At 39.0% G+C, this 19074-nt stretch carries 16 protein-coding genes; 8 read left to right on the top strand and 8 right to left on the bottom strand.

What is annotated here, in order from left to right:
- The first annotated feature begins 81 nt into the window (after nt 1-81).
- Nucleotides 82-1662, top strand: coding sequence for a TerC family protein (locus ABN217_RS05375; protein WP_072069722.1), 1581 nt, complete (start codon nt 82-84; stop codon nt 1660-1662).
- A gap of 76 nt (nt 1663-1738) precedes the next feature.
- The gene (locus ABN217_RS05370) at nt 1739-2038 is read left to right on the top strand and encodes a hypothetical protein (RefSeq protein ID WP_196553370.1); all 300 of its coding nucleotides are present in this window, start codon (nt 1739-1741) and stop codon (nt 2036-2038) included.
- 113 nt (nt 2039-2151) lie between these two features.
- On the opposite strand, the gene dcuC is transcribed toward ABN217_RS05370, so the two are convergent.
- From dcuC to apbC, 5 genes are all read right to left on the bottom strand, one after another.
- Entirely contained in the window at nt 2152-3513 is a 1362-nt protein-coding gene (gene dcuC, locus ABN217_RS05365) for an anaerobic C4-dicarboxylate transporter DcuC (protein WP_072070517.1), read from the bottom strand.
- A 275-nt stretch (nt 3514-3788) separates the two neighbouring features.
- Nucleotides 3789-5723, bottom strand: a complete 1935-nt coding sequence (asmA, locus tag ABN217_RS05360; protein ID WP_196553371.1) for an outer membrane assembly protein AsmA — start codon at nt 5721-5723, stop codon at nt 3789-3791.
- A gap of 47 nt (nt 5724-5770) precedes the next feature.
- On the bottom strand, nt 5771-6352 hold the full coding sequence (dcd, locus tag ABN217_RS05355) for a dCTP deaminase (protein ID WP_072070520.1): 582 nt from the start codon (nt 6350-6352) through the stop codon (nt 5771-5773).
- A gap of 67 nt (nt 6353-6419) precedes the next feature.
- A complete protein-coding gene (gene udk, locus ABN217_RS05350) occupies nt 6420-7061 on the bottom strand; it encodes a uridine kinase (protein WP_072070521.1) in 642 nt (213 codons plus the stop codon).
- Between the two features lie 220 nt (nt 7062-7281).
- The gene (apbC, locus tag ABN217_RS05345) at nt 7282-8394 is read right to left on the bottom strand and encodes an iron-sulfur cluster carrier protein ApbC (RefSeq protein WP_115350896.1); all 1113 of its coding nucleotides are present in this window, start codon (nt 8392-8394) and stop codon (nt 7282-7284) included.
- 204 nt (nt 8395-8598) lie between these two features.
- Here apbC and metG point away from each other — a divergent pair, with 204 nt between their 5' ends.
- The 6 genes from metG to sanA all read left to right on the top strand — a co-directional run bounded on the left by metG (nt 8599) and on the right by sanA (nt 15791).
- Nucleotides 8599-10626 carry a methionine--tRNA ligase gene (metG, locus tag ABN217_RS05340; protein WP_196553372.1) on the top strand — a complete coding sequence of 676 codons (2028 nt, stop codon included), beginning with the start codon at nt 8599-8601 and terminating at the stop codon, nt 10624-10626.
- A gap of 134 nt (nt 10627-10760) precedes the next feature.
- The gene (locus ABN217_RS05335; protein ID WP_072070524.1) at nt 10761-11234 is read left to right on the top strand and encodes a CidA/LrgA family protein; all 474 of its coding nucleotides are present in this window, start codon (nt 10761-10763) and stop codon (nt 11232-11234) included.
- Between the two features lie 2 nt (nt 11235-11236).
- Nucleotides 11237-11932, top strand: coding sequence for a CidB/LrgB family autolysis modulator (locus ABN217_RS05330; protein WP_072070598.1), 696 nt, complete (start codon nt 11237-11239; stop codon nt 11930-11932).
- Between the two features lie 200 nt (nt 11933-12132).
- On the top strand, nt 12133-13017 hold the full coding sequence (gene cdd, locus ABN217_RS05325) for a cytidine deaminase (RefSeq protein WP_196553373.1): 885 nt from the start codon (nt 12133-12135) through the stop codon (nt 13015-13017).
- Nucleotides 13018-13230: 213 nt separating this feature from the next.
- On the top strand, nt 13231-14928 hold the full coding sequence (locus tag ABN217_RS05320; protein WP_072070526.1) for an NAD-dependent malic enzyme: 1698 nt from the start codon (nt 13231-13233) through the stop codon (nt 14926-14928).
- A gap of 131 nt (nt 14929-15059) precedes the next feature.
- Nucleotides 15060-15791 (top strand): outer membrane permeability protein SanA, encoded by a 732-nt coding sequence (gene sanA / locus ABN217_RS05315; RefSeq protein WP_196553374.1) that lies wholly within the window; start codon nt 15060-15062, stop codon nt 15789-15791.
- On the opposite strand, the gene yeiB is transcribed toward sanA, so the two are convergent.
- The 3 genes from yeiB to ABN217_RS05300 all read right to left on the bottom strand — a co-directional run bounded on the left by yeiB (nt 15788) and on the right by ABN217_RS05300 (nt 18928).
- Nucleotides 15788-16939 carry a DUF418 domain-containing protein YeiB gene (yeiB, locus tag ABN217_RS05310; RefSeq protein WP_349439405.1) on the bottom strand — a complete coding sequence of 384 codons (1152 nt, stop codon included), beginning with the start codon at nt 16937-16939 and terminating at the stop codon, nt 15788-15790. The two genes, sanA and yeiB, sit on opposite strands and share 4 nt — an antisense overlap.
- A gap of 12 nt (nt 16940-16951) precedes the next feature.
- Nucleotides 16952-17611 (bottom strand): GTP cyclohydrolase I FolE, encoded by a 660-nt coding sequence (folE, locus tag ABN217_RS05305; protein WP_072070529.1) that lies wholly within the window; start codon nt 17609-17611, stop codon nt 16952-16954.
- Nucleotides 17612-17758: 147 nt separating this feature from the next.
- Complete coding sequence (locus ABN217_RS05300) at nt 17759-18928, bottom strand: YbfB/YjiJ family MFS transporter (RefSeq protein ID WP_340895718.1); 1170 nt, start codon at nt 18926-18928, stop codon at nt 17759-17761.
- Nucleotides 18929-19074 lie beyond the last annotated feature (146 nt).

The following is a 19074-nucleotide window of genomic DNA, read 5'->3' as shown; positions in this document are numbered from 1 at the left end:
AAATTATTGAAAAATTCCTCCAAATTGCTCATTATTCCCAAGTCGGCATATGCCGTCTTTATAGAAGGTAAAACAAACTGTATGGAATGGATCTTGGATCCGACGATCTGGGTAGGACTTTCCACCCTAATTGTTCTCGAAATCGTACTTGGTATTGATAACCTTGTTTTTATTGCTATTCTGGCAGATAAACTCCCAGCAAAACTAAGAGATAAAGCGCGTATAACAGGGCTATTATGTGCCTTAATAATGCGTGTTGTGTTGTTATTTAGTCTCTCTTGGCTTATCACTCTGACAAAACCTCTTATTACACTGTTTGATCATCCTTTCAGTGCAAGAGATTTAATTATGCTTCTCGGAGGGATATTCTTGCTGTTCAAAGCCACTATGGAGCTTAATGAACGGCTAGAAGGTAAAGACCACAATGAGGGAAAACAACGTAAAACAACCAGCTTTTGGTCTGTTGTTGCCCAAATTATCGTGCTGGATGCGGTATTCTCGCTTGACTCAGTAATAACTGCTGTGGGTATGGTTGATCATTTAGGTGTTATGATTGCGGCTGTTACTATCGCAATGTTCTTAATGATCCTGGCAAGTAAGCCTTTAACGAACTTCGTTAATAACCACCCAACCATTGTGATTTTGTGTTTAAGTTTCTTACTGATGATTGGTTTTGCATTAGTTGCCGAAGGCTTTGGCTACGCCATTCCAAAAGGTTACCTATATGCAGCGATCGGCTTCTCTATCATGATAGAAGTCTTTAATCAGCTAGCACAATTTAATCGTCGCCGTTTCTTATCAGCCTCTCGTTCTTTACGTGAACGAACAGCTGAAGCCGTGTTACGTATTATTAATGGTAAGCCTGAATCATCCGAATTAGATCATCACACATCCGATTTAGTCTCTAATGCTGAAGAGGTATTTGATCCTCAAGAACGTCAAATGATTGTGCGTGTGCTTGGTTTAAGTCAACGTAATGTCAACAGTATCATGACTTCTCGCCATGATGTTGAATATGTAGACTTAAATTCAACGCAAGATGATATCCGCCAATTATTGGAAAAAGATCCTCACTCTCGCCTAGTGATTACTGATGAACAACACAGTGATGAACCTGTTGGAGTTGTGAATGTTATTCAGCTGTTGAATCAACAATTACGTAATGAGCCGTTAAACTTACGATTGTTAGTAACACAGCCACTGATCTTCCCTGAAGGTTTATCCTTATTACAAGCATTAGAACAATTCCGAAGTGCTCATACTCACTTCGCTTTTGTTGTAGATGAATTTGGTTCAGTTGAGGGTATCGTCACGTTAACTGACGTAATGGAAACCATAGCAGGTAACTTGCCTGTCAGTTCTGAAGAAAACGATTCACGCCACGATTTGGTTCAAAATGAAGACGGTTCATGGACTGTTAATGGCTTTACACCACTTGAAGACTTAGTACTTTATATTCCAATAAAATTGGATGAAAAACGTGAGTATGAAACTTTAGCAGGCTTATTAATGGAGCATTTACAACGTGTTCCAACTGTTGGTGAGAAGATCCTTATTGATGGTATTGAATTTGAGCCATTAGAAGTGAACAACCATCGAATTAATAAAGTTCGAATTGTGGAACCTACACCTGAAGACGAAGAAAACGTTGACGAAGCGTAATCCCTGTCAAATAGCAAAATATCCGCCTTAAAGGCGGATATTTTTTATCTGAAGATAGTATCTACTGGAAAGTCATATGCATACCAATGTCTGCGTTAAAATCGTCTGGTTAACCTCTGTTGAAGGAGGAAGACAATCTCCACCGCCTTTAGCTGGTTTTTATTATCCAACCACTCAACTACCTTATGAACCAAATAGCTGGAGTCTTGCCATTGAAATCACTCACACCAAACAAGAGCCTGAACATTGGATAAGTGAGGGAAATATGCAGTTTTTAGTTGAACATGCTCCTCATCATTTATTAGAAAAATTAGAAAAAATTGAAATTTATGAAGGCCCTAAAAAAGTCGCGGATGCTTTTATTCAGTTTAACTAATTATTTTTTATACGACTTTTCTTAAACAAATAAAAAAACGGGCTTTGTTTAATGACAAAGCCCGTCAATAAAATTTAAAACAATAATTTTCTATTAATTCAATTGGTTAACAATTAACCTAATGTACTTGGTACTAGAATTTCAGTCGCAACAATAACAATAATCAACCCTACTAATACTGGTACAGAAACACGTTTCATCACTTCAAACGGTGAAATTTTTGCCATACCGGATACCGCAACCACAACACCAGAAACAGGCGATAATGTACGGCCTAAGTTTGAAGCTTGTAACATAGGAATAGTTAAATAAGCAGGGTTAACACCCATATTGCTTGCTAAGCGAGGAATTAATTCAACAAAAGCATAGAATGGTGCATTCCCAGAGCCCGTTGTCATTGCAGCTAACATCGTAATTAATACCAGTGCAATCATCATCACAATGGCACCTGAGCCTAATGACTGAGCTCCTTCAATTAAGGCATTAATAAAACCAACAGTTGTTAAGCCTTGAGCAAATACTCCCGCAGCAACTAATAACATAACAACTTGAGCAAATGCATCTGCCATACCGCGGTAAGCGACTTCTAAACCTTCAAAAACTTGTTTTGCACTGAAGCTACGAATAAATTCGATAATAGCTGCTAAAATCATACAGATGATAATAATGGCAACGATATGAAGCTCTGGTAACCATTTACCATCAAAAACTAAAACACCAATGATTGGCGTAAAAGGTAAAATAGCATAGAAACTTGGTGCGTGAGTTTTGATTTCATTCACGTCTAACATTTCAGTTTCAATGTGCTCTTTGCGGTCAAGGTAACGTTGCCAGAAGAAGTGTGCAATACACATACCAATAATTGCAGCAATAGAGATAGGTAATGTGGTTTTAAATGCAAAATCAATCAGTGGCATTTGAGATGCTTCAGCAGCTAAAATAACATCGCCCGATGTTGGCGCTAAAATGATAGAGGCTGGAGACGCACAAATTGCAGCTGCCGCACCGCGACTAATTCCCATATTCACCATAACAGGGAACAGTGTTGCCATTAACAACACCCCTAAACCTGTTGCTGATGAAACGGCCAGTGACATTAGGCACGCAACAATATAAGCCGCAACCATCAGCAGATAAGGTGAGTTGATCATTTTCAGAGGACGTGATGCTAATTTAACAACAACATCATTAGCACCAATGTGTGTCATATAAGAAGCAAAACCACAAAGTATCATGATCATCATACCTAAATCGCCACCACGGCTCATTAGTAGATTTTTCACATACTCAACAATATCGATTAAGCCGTAGCCTGTCGCAGTTGCACTTGCAGGTAAAACAGCCCTTCCCATAATAACGCTGATGATCAGTAATAACAGACCACCAGTCATTAAAACGCCGGTTGGTGAATAGCCTTTTACAATATAGCGTCCAACGCCTACAGCAACTAAGGCGCCGATAAGAATTTCAATCATTTATTTATCCTGTCTAAAGTAATCATTTATAAAATGAAGTTTTTTATTTTTATCATCATTTTTGCGTTTAGTGTGATTGACACACTCTGCCCAAAGGCAACGTTGCAGTGTATGACATATATCAAAAAAAACGACTATTTTTTTGTATAGATATAGCACGAATGCTTACTTTTCATTCAAAACGTAAATTAAATGATAGATATAAAGCAAAAAGCACACAATTATCAAAATTGTGTGCTTTTATTAAGAGTGTGATGAAGTTAAAAGTCGTGAAATTAAATTTTCTTCAATAGCTGATTAAGTGCTTTTACTTCTGGGCTTTCAGCATCTTGCTTATTCAGCCAATTATCGATAGCTTGTTTCGCTTTTTGCTGTAATTGATCGCGCAATAATTTTTCAACATTGAGCTCATATTGCACCGCATTCCAATCCCCATAAAGTCTTAATGGAATATCAATTTTAGCCAGTTGGCGGATAAATTCATTTTCTTTACCCCACCCTTTTTTAATATTAACCAATAGTGTTACATCAAGATCATGACGTTGAAGGTTAACTTTACCCTGCCCTTTAATTTGATAAGCATCAGCTTGAGCATCAAGGGAATTAACCGCCAATTGTCCTTTGGGTGTTAATTTAAATTGGGCAATGACATTATCTGCTTGAGTGTAACTTTCGATATCTTCAGGATAAATCACTTTATCTGTCGCTTGGGCAATAGATTGCTGGATCACCTGAGGGACATTTAAGCCCTGCATCTTAAATTGAGTTAATGAGGTATTCAGTGTGCCCTGCCAGTAATGATAAAAGGCTTTTCGGTTATATCCCGCACCTTCAACATTTCCTTTGGCTGAAATTAATCCACTGAAATTTTCAGGCTGATTGAACGCATGCAATAGAGGTTGTAACGGAATATTATTCATTGTGATATCCATACTAATATGTGCTGGCACAATACTTGTAGAAATCACGGTAGGAAGTGAAAAATCACCCTGAAGAATTTTTCCTGTTAAAGTTTGAATATTTAGCGAATTAGGGTTATTTAGCGCATCAAGTTTAAAATTATTAATCTCTAAATCTTTATAAAGGAGCTTATTTAGTGCTAATTTCAGCGTAAATTCAATATTGCCCCAATGGGTTAAATCATATTCTTTATTTTCAATAGTCACTGAAGTAATAACCGGCTTGGCCATAATCGTGGCATTTGGTGCTGGAGCCGCATGCGCAGTATTAAATAATGAAAATGATGATGGTATTTTATTATCTTTAGGAACCAATAATGCGGTTTCAGTTATTTTAGTCGCTGCTAACTCTGGTAACAACGTATTTAAATTTAATTGTTCACCTTTTAAATCAACCTGATAACGTGTTTTATTTGCAAACTCCGCACTAACACTGCCTTGTAATTGACTATCATTAGCAGTGAGATTTAGGTTATCAAATGAAATTTTTCTCACACCCTCATTTTGGATCATAAAATCCGAGGTTAAACTTCCTGTTATGCCATTTTCAGGGATTTCTACTCCGGATAATGCATAATCTAACTGTGTGATCGTACCATTGATTTGGTAAGGATAGCTGTTCATATCAGCATTAGCAGCAACATTTAGCGTTATCTCACGACGATCACGATTTACTTTCGTACTCATCTCTAGATTAATTTGTTTTTTATCATCTGTTTTCAGCGATAAATTAATATCACGCAAATTAAGCTGCTCGCCATCTTTCATTTGCCAAATAATTAAGCTGTCTGAAATTTTAACTTTGGCAATATTTAACTGCCAATTATTCGCTCTTGTTTCAATCACTGGGTGAGAAACATCTTTAGGTGTAGAAGGAGAAACTATTTTTGGAATAGCCTTACTTTCGGGTGTTTGACGTACTACGGCACCTTTAAGCATGACTTCTTTTACTTCAAGTTGATGAGAAAGAAGCGGTAATAACTCAACATCCAGACGCATATTATCCGCAGTAATTAAAGGCATTTCAGCACCAGGTGCTGTCAATGACATTTTACCACTGATAATGCTCAGTTTTGGCCAAACATGCCAACGCATATCATCTTGTAATGTGAGTTTATAACCGCTTTGTTTTTCAACTCTTTCAACAAGATATCCACGGAAATCATTAGGGTTAATGAGTAAAACTAATGCTGTTAAGCCTGCCAAAATAACCACAAGCAAAATAGCCAGTGTTGTCAAAAACCTTTTCATATAATTACCCGTTTAGTGAAATCTGATAATGATGATTATAAAGATAGTTAATCTTCACTAATTCGACTACCTACCGCACCTTGTTGATTTTTATACTTAGCATCTTGACGACGATTATAAGGTCTATCCGCAGGGCCTGACATAGGTTCAAAACTTAATGCACCAATCACCATGCCCGGTCTTAATGCAAGAGGTAGTTTACCTGAATTAAAGAATTCTAATACGATTTGTCCATGCCAACCAGGATCAATACGATGTGCAGTAACGTGCACCATCAAACCTAAGCGTGCTAATGATGAGCGTCCATCTAACCACCCCACCACATTATCAGGTAATGTGACTGACTCTAGTGTCACAGCTAATGCTAATTCACCAGGATGTAAGTAAAACGCTTCACCTTCAGGTAAAACAATTTCATCACTCATCACACGTTCTAATGCAGCATTCACTTCAGCTTTTGGGCCACTCAGATCAATATAAGCGGCAGTATGTCCTTGGAAAACACGAAACTGGTTTCCTAAGCGAACATCTGCTGTTGCGCCGTTAATTCGCTCGACAGGCGGGCGAGGCTCAATGACTAATTTACCTTCATCCAGCCACTGAATAATATCACGGTCGCATAATCGCATTTTATTTCCTTCTTCAAGTTAATTAGGCAGTTTCATCATGCATGAAAGCTGCCCATAAATGAACCTATTATTCGCAGAACTGCCCTATTTTTGCTTTCAGAATATCAATCGCAACGCGGTTTTTACCCCCTCTTGGCACAATAATATCGGCATATTGTTTAGAAGGTTCAATAAACTGGAAAAACATCGGACGAACAGTTTTATTATATTGTTCAATGACTGAGTCTAAGCTACGCCCACGTTCATTTACATCACGTTTAATTCTACGCATTAAACAGATATCTAATGGCGTATCAACAAAAATAGAAAAATCCATCTCTTCACGTAGGCGTTTGTCTGTTAATAACAAAATGCCTTCAATGATGATAACTTTTTTTGGTCTAAAAGGAATGGATTCTGCTTTGCGTGTGTGAGCGACGTAATCATATTGGGGGAGTTCGATGGCTTTTCCTGCTTTTAATTCACACAAATGTTGGTATAAAAGTGAGTGATCCATCGAATTTGGGTGGTCATAATTGACCTTATATCGTTCTTCCATCGTTAAATCACTTTGGTCACGATAATAACAATCTTCTGGTATCACACCGATATTATGATCACCTACTTGCGCTCTTAATTCACGGTAAAGCGTACTTGCAATAAGACTTTTACCCGAAGCAGAAGCTCCAGCGATACCTACAATTGTGCACTGATGTGCTGTGTCAGCCATAATCAAAAACCTGGTTTGAAATAAAAAGAGGGATAACGTAATAATATGTAAATATTACGCTAGCGCAGATTATAGTTTTGAAATCACTCTGGTTCCAGCGTAAAACCAGAAATCTATTTGTTTTTTATCAAAAACAGCCGGAAATCACATGTAAAAAATGGAAAGCCAAATGACTCTCCATTTAAATCAGTAAATAATTTCAGGCATTATTCTACTGCGATTACACTGCGCGGAAAGAAATTTCCGTTGGAATTGCATCACCATCCCAATACATTTGAGCAGAAACGGTTGACGCTATTTCGCGATAAATATCAGCAAATTCACCTTCTGGATCACGCATCACTGTTGGCTGTCCACGGTCTAAGTCTTCACGTAAAGAGATATGAAGAGGAACTTGACCTAATAATTGGCAATGATATTTCTCCGCCAATTTCGCCGCGCCACCTGTACCAAAGATAGGCTCAAGGTGACCACAGTTACTACAAATATGCGCACTCATGTTTTCAATAATACCTAATACTGGCACATTGACTTTCTTAAACATGACAATCCCTTTCATTGCATCCACCAGCGCAATATCTTGAGGTGTTGTTACCACAACCGCTGCGGTTACAGGGATATTTTGGGATAAGGTTAATTGAATATCACCTGTTCCTGGTGGCATATCGATAACGAGATAATCTAAGTCAGGCCACAACGTATCTTGGAGCATTTGCATTAACGCCTTGCTTGCCATAGGACCACGCCATACCATCGCATTATCATCAGTCACTAAATAACCGATAGAGTTAGACGCTAATCCATAAGCCATAATTGGCGCCATATGTTGTCCATCAGGAGACGTTGGACGCTCCATTGTGGTACCTAACATATTAGGAATAGACGGCCCATAAATATCCGCATCAAGAATACCCACTTTAGCACCTTCTTGTGCAAGGGCTAATGCAAGGTTAACGGCTGTACTTGATTTACCTACACCACCTTTACCAGAGCTCACAGCAAGAATATTACGCACGCCATTAACGCCAGGCAGATCATTTGCACGACGTAAGGTTGAAATATTATGCTTGAGTTTCCATTCAATCGCTTTTGCGCCTGTAATGTCACGAAGTTCAGCTGTCTTTTCTTCGATTAGCGCTTGGAAAGGTTTTTTCCAAACAAATGGCATCACTAATTCGATATGAAGAACATCGTCAATCATCGCACATTGATGTAATGCTTTTAGAGAAAGCAGATTACGTTTCAATGTCGGGTGTTCAAAAGTAGACAAGACACCTGAAACCTTTTCGTTCAGAATCTCAGGGGTGGTCTGCTCGGGGGATTTATCACTCATCCCGGCTCCTCTCGTTTTCATTATTTATTAACTATATGAGTGTATCTATCATATCAGATAGTAGATGACTACGATAATGCCTTACCTCAATTTGCCAACTGAAATTTCTCTTGCAAAAACTCCATTATTGCCCTAGCGACATCATGACGGATCGGTTACCATCAAAGTCCCTTTTATTAATTTTATGGAAGTAAGATCCTTACTATGTCTCACGTCGCGAATAAATTATTGGTAACCTGCGCGTTACCTTATGCTAACGGTTCAATTCATCTCGGTCATATCCTTGAGCACATTCAGGCAGATATCTGGGTCCGTTATCAACGAATGCGCGGCAAAGAAGTTCATTTCATCTGCGCTGACGATGCCCACGGCACTCCAATTATGTTGAAAGCTCAACAATTGGGTATAACCCCAGAAGCCATGATTGAAGAAATGAGCAAAGAGCATCAGCAGGATTTTGCTGGCTTCAATATCAGCTATGATAATTATCACTCTACACACAGTGAAGAAAGTCGTGAATTATCGACGAAAATTTATCTAGCACTGAAGAAAAATGGTCACATCAAAAGCAAAACAATTTCTCAGCTGTATGATGAAGAAAAAGGCATGTTTCTTCCTGACCGTTTTGTAAAAGGCACGTGCCCTAAATGTAAAGCACAAGACCAATACGGTGATAACTGTGAAGTATGTGGCTCAACATACAGCCCTACAGAATTAATTAATCCACGTTCTGTCGTTTCAGGATCAACACCTGTAATGCGCGAAACAGAACACTACTTCTTTGACTTACCTGCATTCAGCAACATGCTACAAGCATGGATCCGTTCAGGCGCACTGCAAGAACAAGTTGCGAATAAAATGCAAGAATGGTTCGACAGTGGTTTACAGCAATGGGATATCACTCGTGATGCGCCTTATTTCGGTTTCGAAATTCCAGATGCACCAGGTAAATATTTCTATGTATGGCTAGATGCACCGATTGGCTACATGAGTTCATTCTTAAACTTATGTGAAAAACGCGGTGATTTAAATTTTGATGAGTTTTGGAATAAAGACAGCAAAGCTGACCTTTATCACTTTATTGGCAAAGATATCGTCTATTTCCACAGCTTATTCTGGCCTGCTATGTTAGAAGGCAGTGAATATCGCAAGCCAACAAACCTATTTGTTCATGGTTATGTCACTGTAAATGGCGCCAAGATGTCTAAGTCTCGTGGCACATTTATTACTGCTCGTGCCTATCTTGATCATTTTGATGCTGATTGCCTACGTTATTATTATGCAGCAAAACTTTCATCACGCATTGACGATATTGACCTAAACTTAGAAGACTTTGTTCAGCGCGTAAATAGCGACATCGTAAATAAAGTCGTTAACCTAGCATCACGTACCGCTGGTTTTATCAGCAAGCGTTTTGATGGCAAATTAGCAGATTCTTTAGATGATGCTAAGCTTTATCAGCACTTTGTTGATATGCAAGAAACCATTGCACAATCATTCGAAAATCGTGAATTTAGTAAAGCCATCCGTGAAATTATGGCATTAGCTGATGAAGCTAACCGTTATATTGACGAAAAAGCACCTTGGGTAGTGGCAAAACAAGAAGGTCAAGACGCTCAGTTACAAGCAATCTGCACCATGGGAATTAACTTGTTCCGCGTGTTGATGACGTATCTGAAACCAGTCTTACCTTCACTAACAGAACGTTCAGAAGCATTTTTGCAAACTCAATTAACATGGGATGCACTTGCACAACCGCTGTTAGGCCAAGAAATCACTAAATTCAAAGCGCTGTTTAACCGTATTGAAATGGATAAAGCCAATGCAATGGTTGAAGCATCTAAAAGTACCATTGCACCCGTAAAAGAAGTCTCTGGTCCATTAGCTGATTCACCGATCCAAGAAACCATCAAGTTTGATGATTTTGCAAAAATTGATATGCGTATCGCTGAAATTAAACAAGCAGATTTTGTTGAAGGCTCAGACAAACTGTTGAAATTAATTTTGGACTTAGGTGGAGAAACTCGCCAAGTATTTTCCGGTATTCGTACAGCATACCCAGATCCTAAAGTGTTAGAAGGTCGCTTAACAGTAATGGTGGCAAACTTAGCACCTCGTAAAATGCGTTTTGGTATTTCAGAAGGCATGGTAATGGCTGCCGGCCCGGGTGATAAAGATATCTTCTTACTCAGCCCAGATACTGGTGCAAAACCGGGCCAACAAGTGAAATAACAACCAAGATTCATTTGCCAAGTAAATAAATGGCGGGGTTCTATTAGAGCCCCGCTCTTTTTTTATTGTGATCCATAGCACACTTTCAAAATCGGTGTATGATAATTCTGTTAGTTGATTTGGGACACTTACTTATGAAATCTAAACGGGCACGATTGCAGATTACACTTTGGCATTATCTACGATCTTTTTTGGTACTTTATCTTTGTCTCTTTGCTGGTAATCTTATTTCAGCCCTTCTACCCTTTGCGGTTCCAGGCAGTATTGTTGGCTTACTGATCCTTTTTGGTCTACTTGCTTTCCAGCTTATCCCTTTACGTTGGGTTAAACCCGGTGCCAATATCCTATTAAAAAACATGTCATTACTCTTTATCCCTATCGGTGTTGGTGTAATGAACTATTATGATTTGTTAAGTCAGCAACTTTTTCCCATCGTTTTAGCCTGCGTCGTGAGTACCTTTGGTGTTATGGCACTCGTTGCATATTGCTCACACTACGTTCATCGTGAACGCATTATCGTGGGTTCAAAACCAGACCAAGTTAAAGATATTGTTGAAACAAAAAAGAAAGACGACGATAACGCGTTAAGCGAGAAGAAAAAATGTTAGCCATATTGATGAATATTTGGTGGTCACTACCTTTAAGTATTTTTATTTTTTACTTAGCTCGTAAGCTTGCAGCCCGATTTAAATTGCCTATTTTAAATCCGCTTTTAATTGCTATTGTGGTGATTATTCCTATTTTATTAATAACTAAAATACCTTATGAAAATTATTTTGCAGGTAGTCGTATTTTAAATGACTTACTACAACCTGCGGTTGTCGCTTTAGCAATCCCGCTTTATCAGCAATTACACCAAATTCGCGCACAGTGGAAATCATTAATTAGTATTTGCTTTATTGGTAGTGTTGCTGCCATGGCTAGTGGTACTGCGATTGCCTTATGGGCTGGTGCAACACCTGAAATCGCAGCATCAATCTTACCTAAATCCGTCACAACACCTATCGCGATGGCAGTCGCAGACTCCATAGGTGGTATTCCTGCAATCAGTGCTGCATGTGTTATTGCAGTAGGTATTTTAGGTGCCATTTTTGGTCACACTCTATTCAAGATATTGCGAATTCCGACTCACGCCTCTCGAGGTTTAGCTATGGGAACCGTTTCGCATGCAGTGGGAACAGCAAGAGCTGCAGAAGTAGATTATATCGAAGGTGCTTATAGTTCATTAGCATTAATGACCTGTGGGATTATTACTTCTTTACTTGCTCCGTTTATATTCCCTATTATTTTGCATCTTTATAGTTGATCTCTTTCTTACTCTCCATTCTTAAATCCCCGATTTAATTAAATTTATTTCGGGGATTTTTACTATAAATTTGAGATACATCTCTCAATTAATGAATTTGTTGCAATTGTTTCATTGAAAATATGATTTTCATCACATATAAGAATGGGTAAAGATGCCTAGAATCTTATAATACAGAAAGATTAATGGGAGACTCATGTATGCATACTCGTTTTCAGGCAATTTGGTCAGATTTATCTCCGCAGTTACAACACGCACTTGCTCCTTATCTTGAGCAGGATGCATTCCCTGCAATGTTCACGACAGAACAGGTCAACGCCATAAAAACACAGTTACAATGTAATGATGATGCCTTAGCCCTTGCACTTTTGCCTGTTGCTGCGGCTTGCGCTGTTGCACCTATCTCTAACTTCAAAGTAGGTGCGGTTGCTCGTGGTGAAAGTGGTAATCTTTACTTCGGTGCCAATATGGAATTTGCTGGCGCACCATTACAACAAACAGTCCATGCTGAACAAAGTGCGGTAACTCACGCATGGCTACGTGGTGAATCTCGCTTAATTTCAATCACCGTTAACTATACACCTTGTGGTCATTGTCGCCAGTTTATGAACGAACTCAACAGCGGCACCCATATTCAGATCCAATTACCTGGTAGAAAGGTAGCGACATTAGGGGATTATTTACCTGATAGCTTTGGCCCGAAGGATCTCAATATCACCTCTTTATTAATGGATAAGGTTAATCACGGTTACAAAATTGATAACCCTAGTGAATTAGCACAACAGGCGCTACAAGCTGCCAATCGTAGTCATGCACCTTATAGTGAGTCTCACAGTGGTATTGCTGTTCAAATGAAAAATGGCAAAATTTTCCAAGGTAGCTACGCAGAAAATGCCGCATTTAACCCAAGCTTACCGCCATTACAAGCCGCATTAATTTTATTAAATATGGCAGGTGAGAGTGTGATGGAAATTGAATCTGCTGTCCTAATTGAAAAAGCAGAAACAATCTTAACACAATGGGATGCAACTCAAGCCACATTAACAGCTTTAGGTTGTCGCCAGATGCAACGCATCACTTTGTAAAAAGTTTTAACTTATTCCTCTAAAAATCTCTCCTAAAAAAGCATCAGCATGTAAATTTTGCTGATGCTTACCAGAAAAAGTTGTAACAACTGTATCTATCTCTCATTTCTAAGCATTAAAATCATAAAAAAATAACATAAGCTGTACATATTTTTATTATTTTGTAGGATCTACAATTGTCATGTGACTAACTGCCTTACAAGAGTATTTTTCATGGAACTGGAACACGAAAGTAAACGCCCTCTCTACATCCCGTATGCAGGCCCAATCCTGCTTGAATTTCCCCTGTTAAATAAAGGTAGTGCTTTCAGCGAAGAAGAACGCAGCACCTTTAACTTACATGGTTTACTGCCTGAAGCAGTTGAAACTATTGAAGAGCAGGTTGAACGCGCTTATCGCCAATATCTTGATTTCAAAAACGATAACGACAAACATATTTACCTAAGAAACATCCAAGACACCAATGAAACGCTGTTTTACCGTTTATTGGAATCTCACCTTACTGAAATGATGCCAATCATTTACACACCAACAGTGGGTGAAGCTTGCGAACATTTCTCTGATATTTATCGTCGTGCTCGCGGTTTGTTTATCTCTTACCCTAACCGCGCCAATATCGACGATATGCTACAAAACGCCACTAAACAAAACGTAAAAGTGATTGTTGTCACTGATGGCGAACGTATTCTTGGTCTAGGTGACCAAGGCATCGGTGGTATGGGTATTCCTATCGGTAAACTCTCTTTATATACCGCGTGTGGGGGTATCAGCCCAGCGTACACATTGCCTGTTGTACTTGATGTTGGTACTAACAATCCACAACGTTTAAACGATCCACTATATATGGGATGGCGCCATCCTCGTATTACTGGTGATGAATATAACGAGTTCGTTGATGAATTTATTCAAGCTGTTAAACGTCGCTGGCCAAATGTTTTGCTGCAATTTGAAGACTTCGCGCAAAAAAATGCGATGCCTTTACTAAACCGTTATCGTGATGAATTATGTTGCTTTAACGATGATATTCAAGGTACTGCGTCTGTTACTTTAGGTAGTCTTATCGCGGCTAGCCGTGCTGCGGGACGCCAATTAAAAGACCAAACAGTCACTTTCTTAGGTGCAGGCTCTGCGGGTTGTGGTATTGCTGAGCAAATCATTGCCCAAATGAAATCTGAAGGCTTAAGCGATGAGCAAGCGCGTGAGCGTATCTTCATGGTTGACCGTTTTGGCTTATTAACTGATAAACTACCAAATTTACTTGATTTCCAAAGCAAGCTTATCCAAAAAAGTGAAGCCATTGCTGATTGGAAAACAGAAAGCGATGCGATTTCTCTGTTAGAAGTAGTTAAGAATGCAAAACCAACAATCTTAATTGGTGTTTCAGGACAAGCTGGGTTATTCACTGAAGAAATTATTCGTGAAATGCACAAACACTGTGAACGCCCTATCGTGATGCCATTATCTAATCCAACTTCACGTGTTGAAGCCCGCCCTGAAGATATTATCAATTGGACAGATGGCCAAGCTTTAGTTGCAACTGGCAGCCCATTTGCACCTGTAAAATACAAAGATAAAGAGTATCCAATTGCACAATGTAATAACTCTTATATCTTCCCAGGCATTGGGTTAGGTGTTATTGCCTGTGGTGCTAAACGTGTGACTGATGCCATGTTAATGGTTGCAAGTCGTGCATTAGCTGATTGCTCACCAATGGCAAAAGAGGGTGACGGCTCCCTATTACCTTTACTGGCTGATATTCAACAAGTTTCGCGTTATATTGCAAAACAAGTTGCAAAAGAAGCACAAGTACAAGGTGTTGCTACTGTCACCTCAGATTCAGCCTTAGAAGAAGCAATTGAACGCAACTATTGGCAGCCTGAATACCGTATTTACAAAAGAACGTCGTTCTAAATACTAAGTACCATTCTGAAAAGCGCATCATTACTTAATATGAGGCGCTTTTTTCTTGCTTCCCTATCTCTGCTCAAGTAGCCTTAACCATTATGAAAGTCATTTGTTATTTGCGTCATTAAGGCAAGGACATGCTAAAACGCCTCATTTATCTTTTTCTCACGCTTTTTATTCTACTTGCAGTCACCTTGATTGCCTGCGATCGCTGGATCGGGTGGAAAACAAATCCTTATATTTTTGAAGATATTGATAGGTTACCCGCTAAAAAAGTGGGCATGGTGTTAGGTACATCAAAATATTACACCAGTGGTTACATTAACCAATTTTATCAATATCGCATCCAAGGTGCTGTTAATGCCTATAATAGTGGTAAAATCCAGTATTTATTATTAAGCGGGGATAATGCAAAGCATAGCTATAATGAGCCTAATACAATGCGTAAAGATCTCATTAAAGCGGGTATTCCGGCTTCTCGTATCGTAATGGATTTTGCAGGATTCAGAACGCTTGATTCTGTTGTGCGGACAAAAGAAGTTTTTGGGACTGATGGCTTTACTATTATTACGCAACGTTTTCACTGTGAACGAGCTGTTTTTATCGCATTAGAAAAAGGAATTGATGCGCAATGTTTCGCAGTTGCATCCCCTAAAAGTATGTTTAAAGTACGCATACGTGAGGTATTTGCCAGAGCAGGTGCAATAATTGATGTATATATTCTAAATCGAGAGCCGCGCTTTTTAGGGCCACCAGAAACAATTCCCGCGATACAATCTATTCCTGATGGCATTAAAGGATATCCCGCAGTTTCACCAGAGGAAGTTGAATCACTTCCTCTAAGTGACAATAATCACGAGAAAACCTAAAAGAATTGCGCTAATTTTGAGGCTGATTTACGCCAAATCCACTCTATTGGGCCTTGTGGGAAATAGCGTAGCCAAATTACGGCAAAAGCAATATTGATTGCCCAAATAACCACAACAAAAGGCATCAGTTCAGGTAAGGTAAATTGGTTAAATAATCCCATCCGCTGAAATAGGATAATGCCGATAAGACTTTGCATTAAATAGGTCGTCAGCGCCATTTTTCCTACGCAACGTAAAGCATAGGCAAAATAAGAGTGACTAATTGTATTCCAACTCCAATAAAATAACGCAATATACCCCAAGCTTTGTATAACTTGGATCAACATCGTCAAAGGCTGTGCCCAAACCGCAGCCCAGCGATAATCCCAATCAAAAAAATAATCCACCAGCACAACAATTGTTTGTAAGCTTAAACTGATTGAGAGAAAACAAAGTGCCACATAACCATAGTGTGTACGGCTAAATTTCTGCTGTAACCAGCCTGATGCCATTAGCGCAGCACCCATCAACATTGCACCAAATAAAAACCAACTATATTGACGTACCAAATTAAAAACAAAAATACTTAATTCATTCAAACGATAATAAATACTATTTAAATAAGGCCCTGTTTTCCAATCGGATTCAACCATTTGGGAATATGGCGTGCTGTACCAAACGGTATCAATAAAATCACGATAATAATAAAACAACACACCTAAAATAAGTGCACCACAAAAATAGAGTATCGCTCCCAATATAAATTGGTTCTTTGTCGTTATTGATTTGATAAAAACAAAAACAAATAATCCACACACACTATATGGAAATAAGATATCACCTTCCCAAAGAAATAGTGTGTGAATAACACCAATCAACGCTAACACAACTAACCGCGATAAATTAAAACGTGTTCCTTTGCGTAGTAGCAAGTAAAGCGTACCACCAAATAATAACGCAAAAATAAAGAGGAACTTGCCTTGGGCAAAAAGGTTTAATGCCATCCATGTTATACGATCACCAAAAGAGGCTTCCCCCGAATGTAACGGGTTAAATGAAGCCACTCTTAATAAGGCAAAACCTGAAATATTGAGCAATAAAATGCCAAGGATCGCCATTCCTCTCAACGCATCAAGTGCTTCGATACGTTGATGAGACGATTCATTCATTTATTTGAAATCTCAAAGGTGACGAACAGCGCGTAAAAATTCCTGACGCGTATTTTGACTCGATTTAAATAACCCACCTAACGAGGTTGTCGTGGTTGCACTCGTTGCATCACGAATACCACGAGCTTTAACACAGTAATGAACCGCATCAATAGAAACAGCCACATTTTTTGTGCCTAGTAACGTTTGTAATGCGATAAGAATTTGCTGGGTTAAACGTTCTTGAACTTGAGGACGTTGAGCAAAAAATTGCACAATACGATTAATTTTTGATAAGCCAATCACTTTATCTTTTGGAATATAAGCCACAATCGCCTTGCCATCAATGGTAACAAAGTGATGTTCGCAAGTACTGGTTAATGTGATATCTCGTACTGTCACCATTTCATCAACTTGCATTTTATTTTCAATTAGTGTGATTTTTGGGAAGTTGTGATAATCCAGTCCTGAGAAAATTTCATCAACATACATTTTAGCAATACGACGAGGCGTTTCAGCTAAACTATCGTCAGTTAAATCCAGATTTAACAGCTTCATCACTTCGGTCATATGATGTTCAATTTGCTGTTTACTCTCACTTGGAGATAGCTTTGATTCACGAAGAGGCGTTTCCAAACCGCGTTCAACTAACGCAGCGTGCACCCATTGCGCCTCTTTACTTAATGATGACATTGGACTCTCCGATAAACACATTAATGAAGTATCTGTTTCGCTGTCAGCGACAACAGCCTACACTTTAGATGACATGAATCACATTATCCAGCGATACCGCATTTTTCGTTATGAAATTATTGCATTTTTGTATGAACTATTTTTAGATTAAGCCTTTTTTTTCTCTTTTAAACACACCAGAAAACCACCGATTATCAACACAATAAAGGCAACATAAAGCGCAGGTTCTAATTTCCCGGTTAATGCCGTTGAAAGCGAAGAAACAATAGGACCAACCAATTGTCCAATAGCATAAAAAGTCGTGAGTAAACCCGCCATATAACGCCCATGATCAGGTGCTAACTCTCTACCTCGTAAAAAAGCAAGTTGTACCGCACACATCAAACCGCCACCAATTAAAAAAGCACCTATCGCAAGCCCTGTTATTGTCGGTATCCACTCTGCGATCAAAATACCTAATGCTTGTAACCAAAGCGTAATGGCTAAGCGTAACTGCGTGTTTAATACATTACGCGTTAAAATGGCAATTCCGATACATAATGCAGCAGAAGCACCAAATATGGGCCAAACAAATTGTGCGATTAAGCTCCCTGGGAAGCGCTCTGCTGCCATTTGAGAAAGAAATGTAGCCGGTAAAATATAACCAAAACCCGCAAAGGTATAACCCAAAATCAACTTTTTCATTGCTGGTGTCAGTGTTAAAGGTGCAATTTTTACCTCTTCTCGACTCATCGCCCAAGGTTTAGGAAGGTGGTAACACACATATATTGCACAAATAAAAGCAAGCGAACCATAAATAAGCCAGCCAGTCATCGCATTCATTTGCCATTTCATAATTAATACAGCGAGCATTCCGCTAATAAATATACCTGCCCCTGTTCCAGCATAAACAGCAACGCTTAATGCGGGGCGATTAAGGCGAGCCAATAATTCATTGGCCCATGACGCCACCAGCACCAACGTCCAACCACTTGCCCAACCGATAAAAAAACGAGCAATACTGTGTGTAAATGCGTCATTTAAAAAAGCGGACAACAGAGTAATTATCACCGCCCCCCAAAGTCCCGCCCACAAACGATACCCCACACCTTTAACTGCTTTCATTGCATCATAGGAGCCAGCAAGATAACCAAGATAATTAAATGCGGCGACAATACCAGCACTTGTTAGCGTCAATTGATATTCTGCAATCATTAATGGCACTTGTGGTGTAAAGGTAAAGCGCCCTATACCCATTGCAACGACTAAAGCAAGAAAACCACTAAACGCGATATGAAAAGCTTGCGCTGAATGACTTTGGTGATTTGAAGTATTCATTGATATCCATTATTTTATTTTATCGTTTTATACATTTTAAATGTGCTGTTCATTAATAACAGAATGAGCAACATATTAACCACAGATAGTTAACACTTTTGTAATAATACGTTTCGTTTCTTTCTAGTCACAAGATGATCTCTGAC

The organism is Proteus sp. fly-1067 (assembly GCF_040139345.1).
Lineage (GTDB): Bacteria > Pseudomonadota > Gammaproteobacteria > Enterobacterales > Enterobacteriaceae > Proteus > Proteus vulgaris_B.
This window is presented reverse-complemented; position numbering and strand designations above follow the sequence as displayed.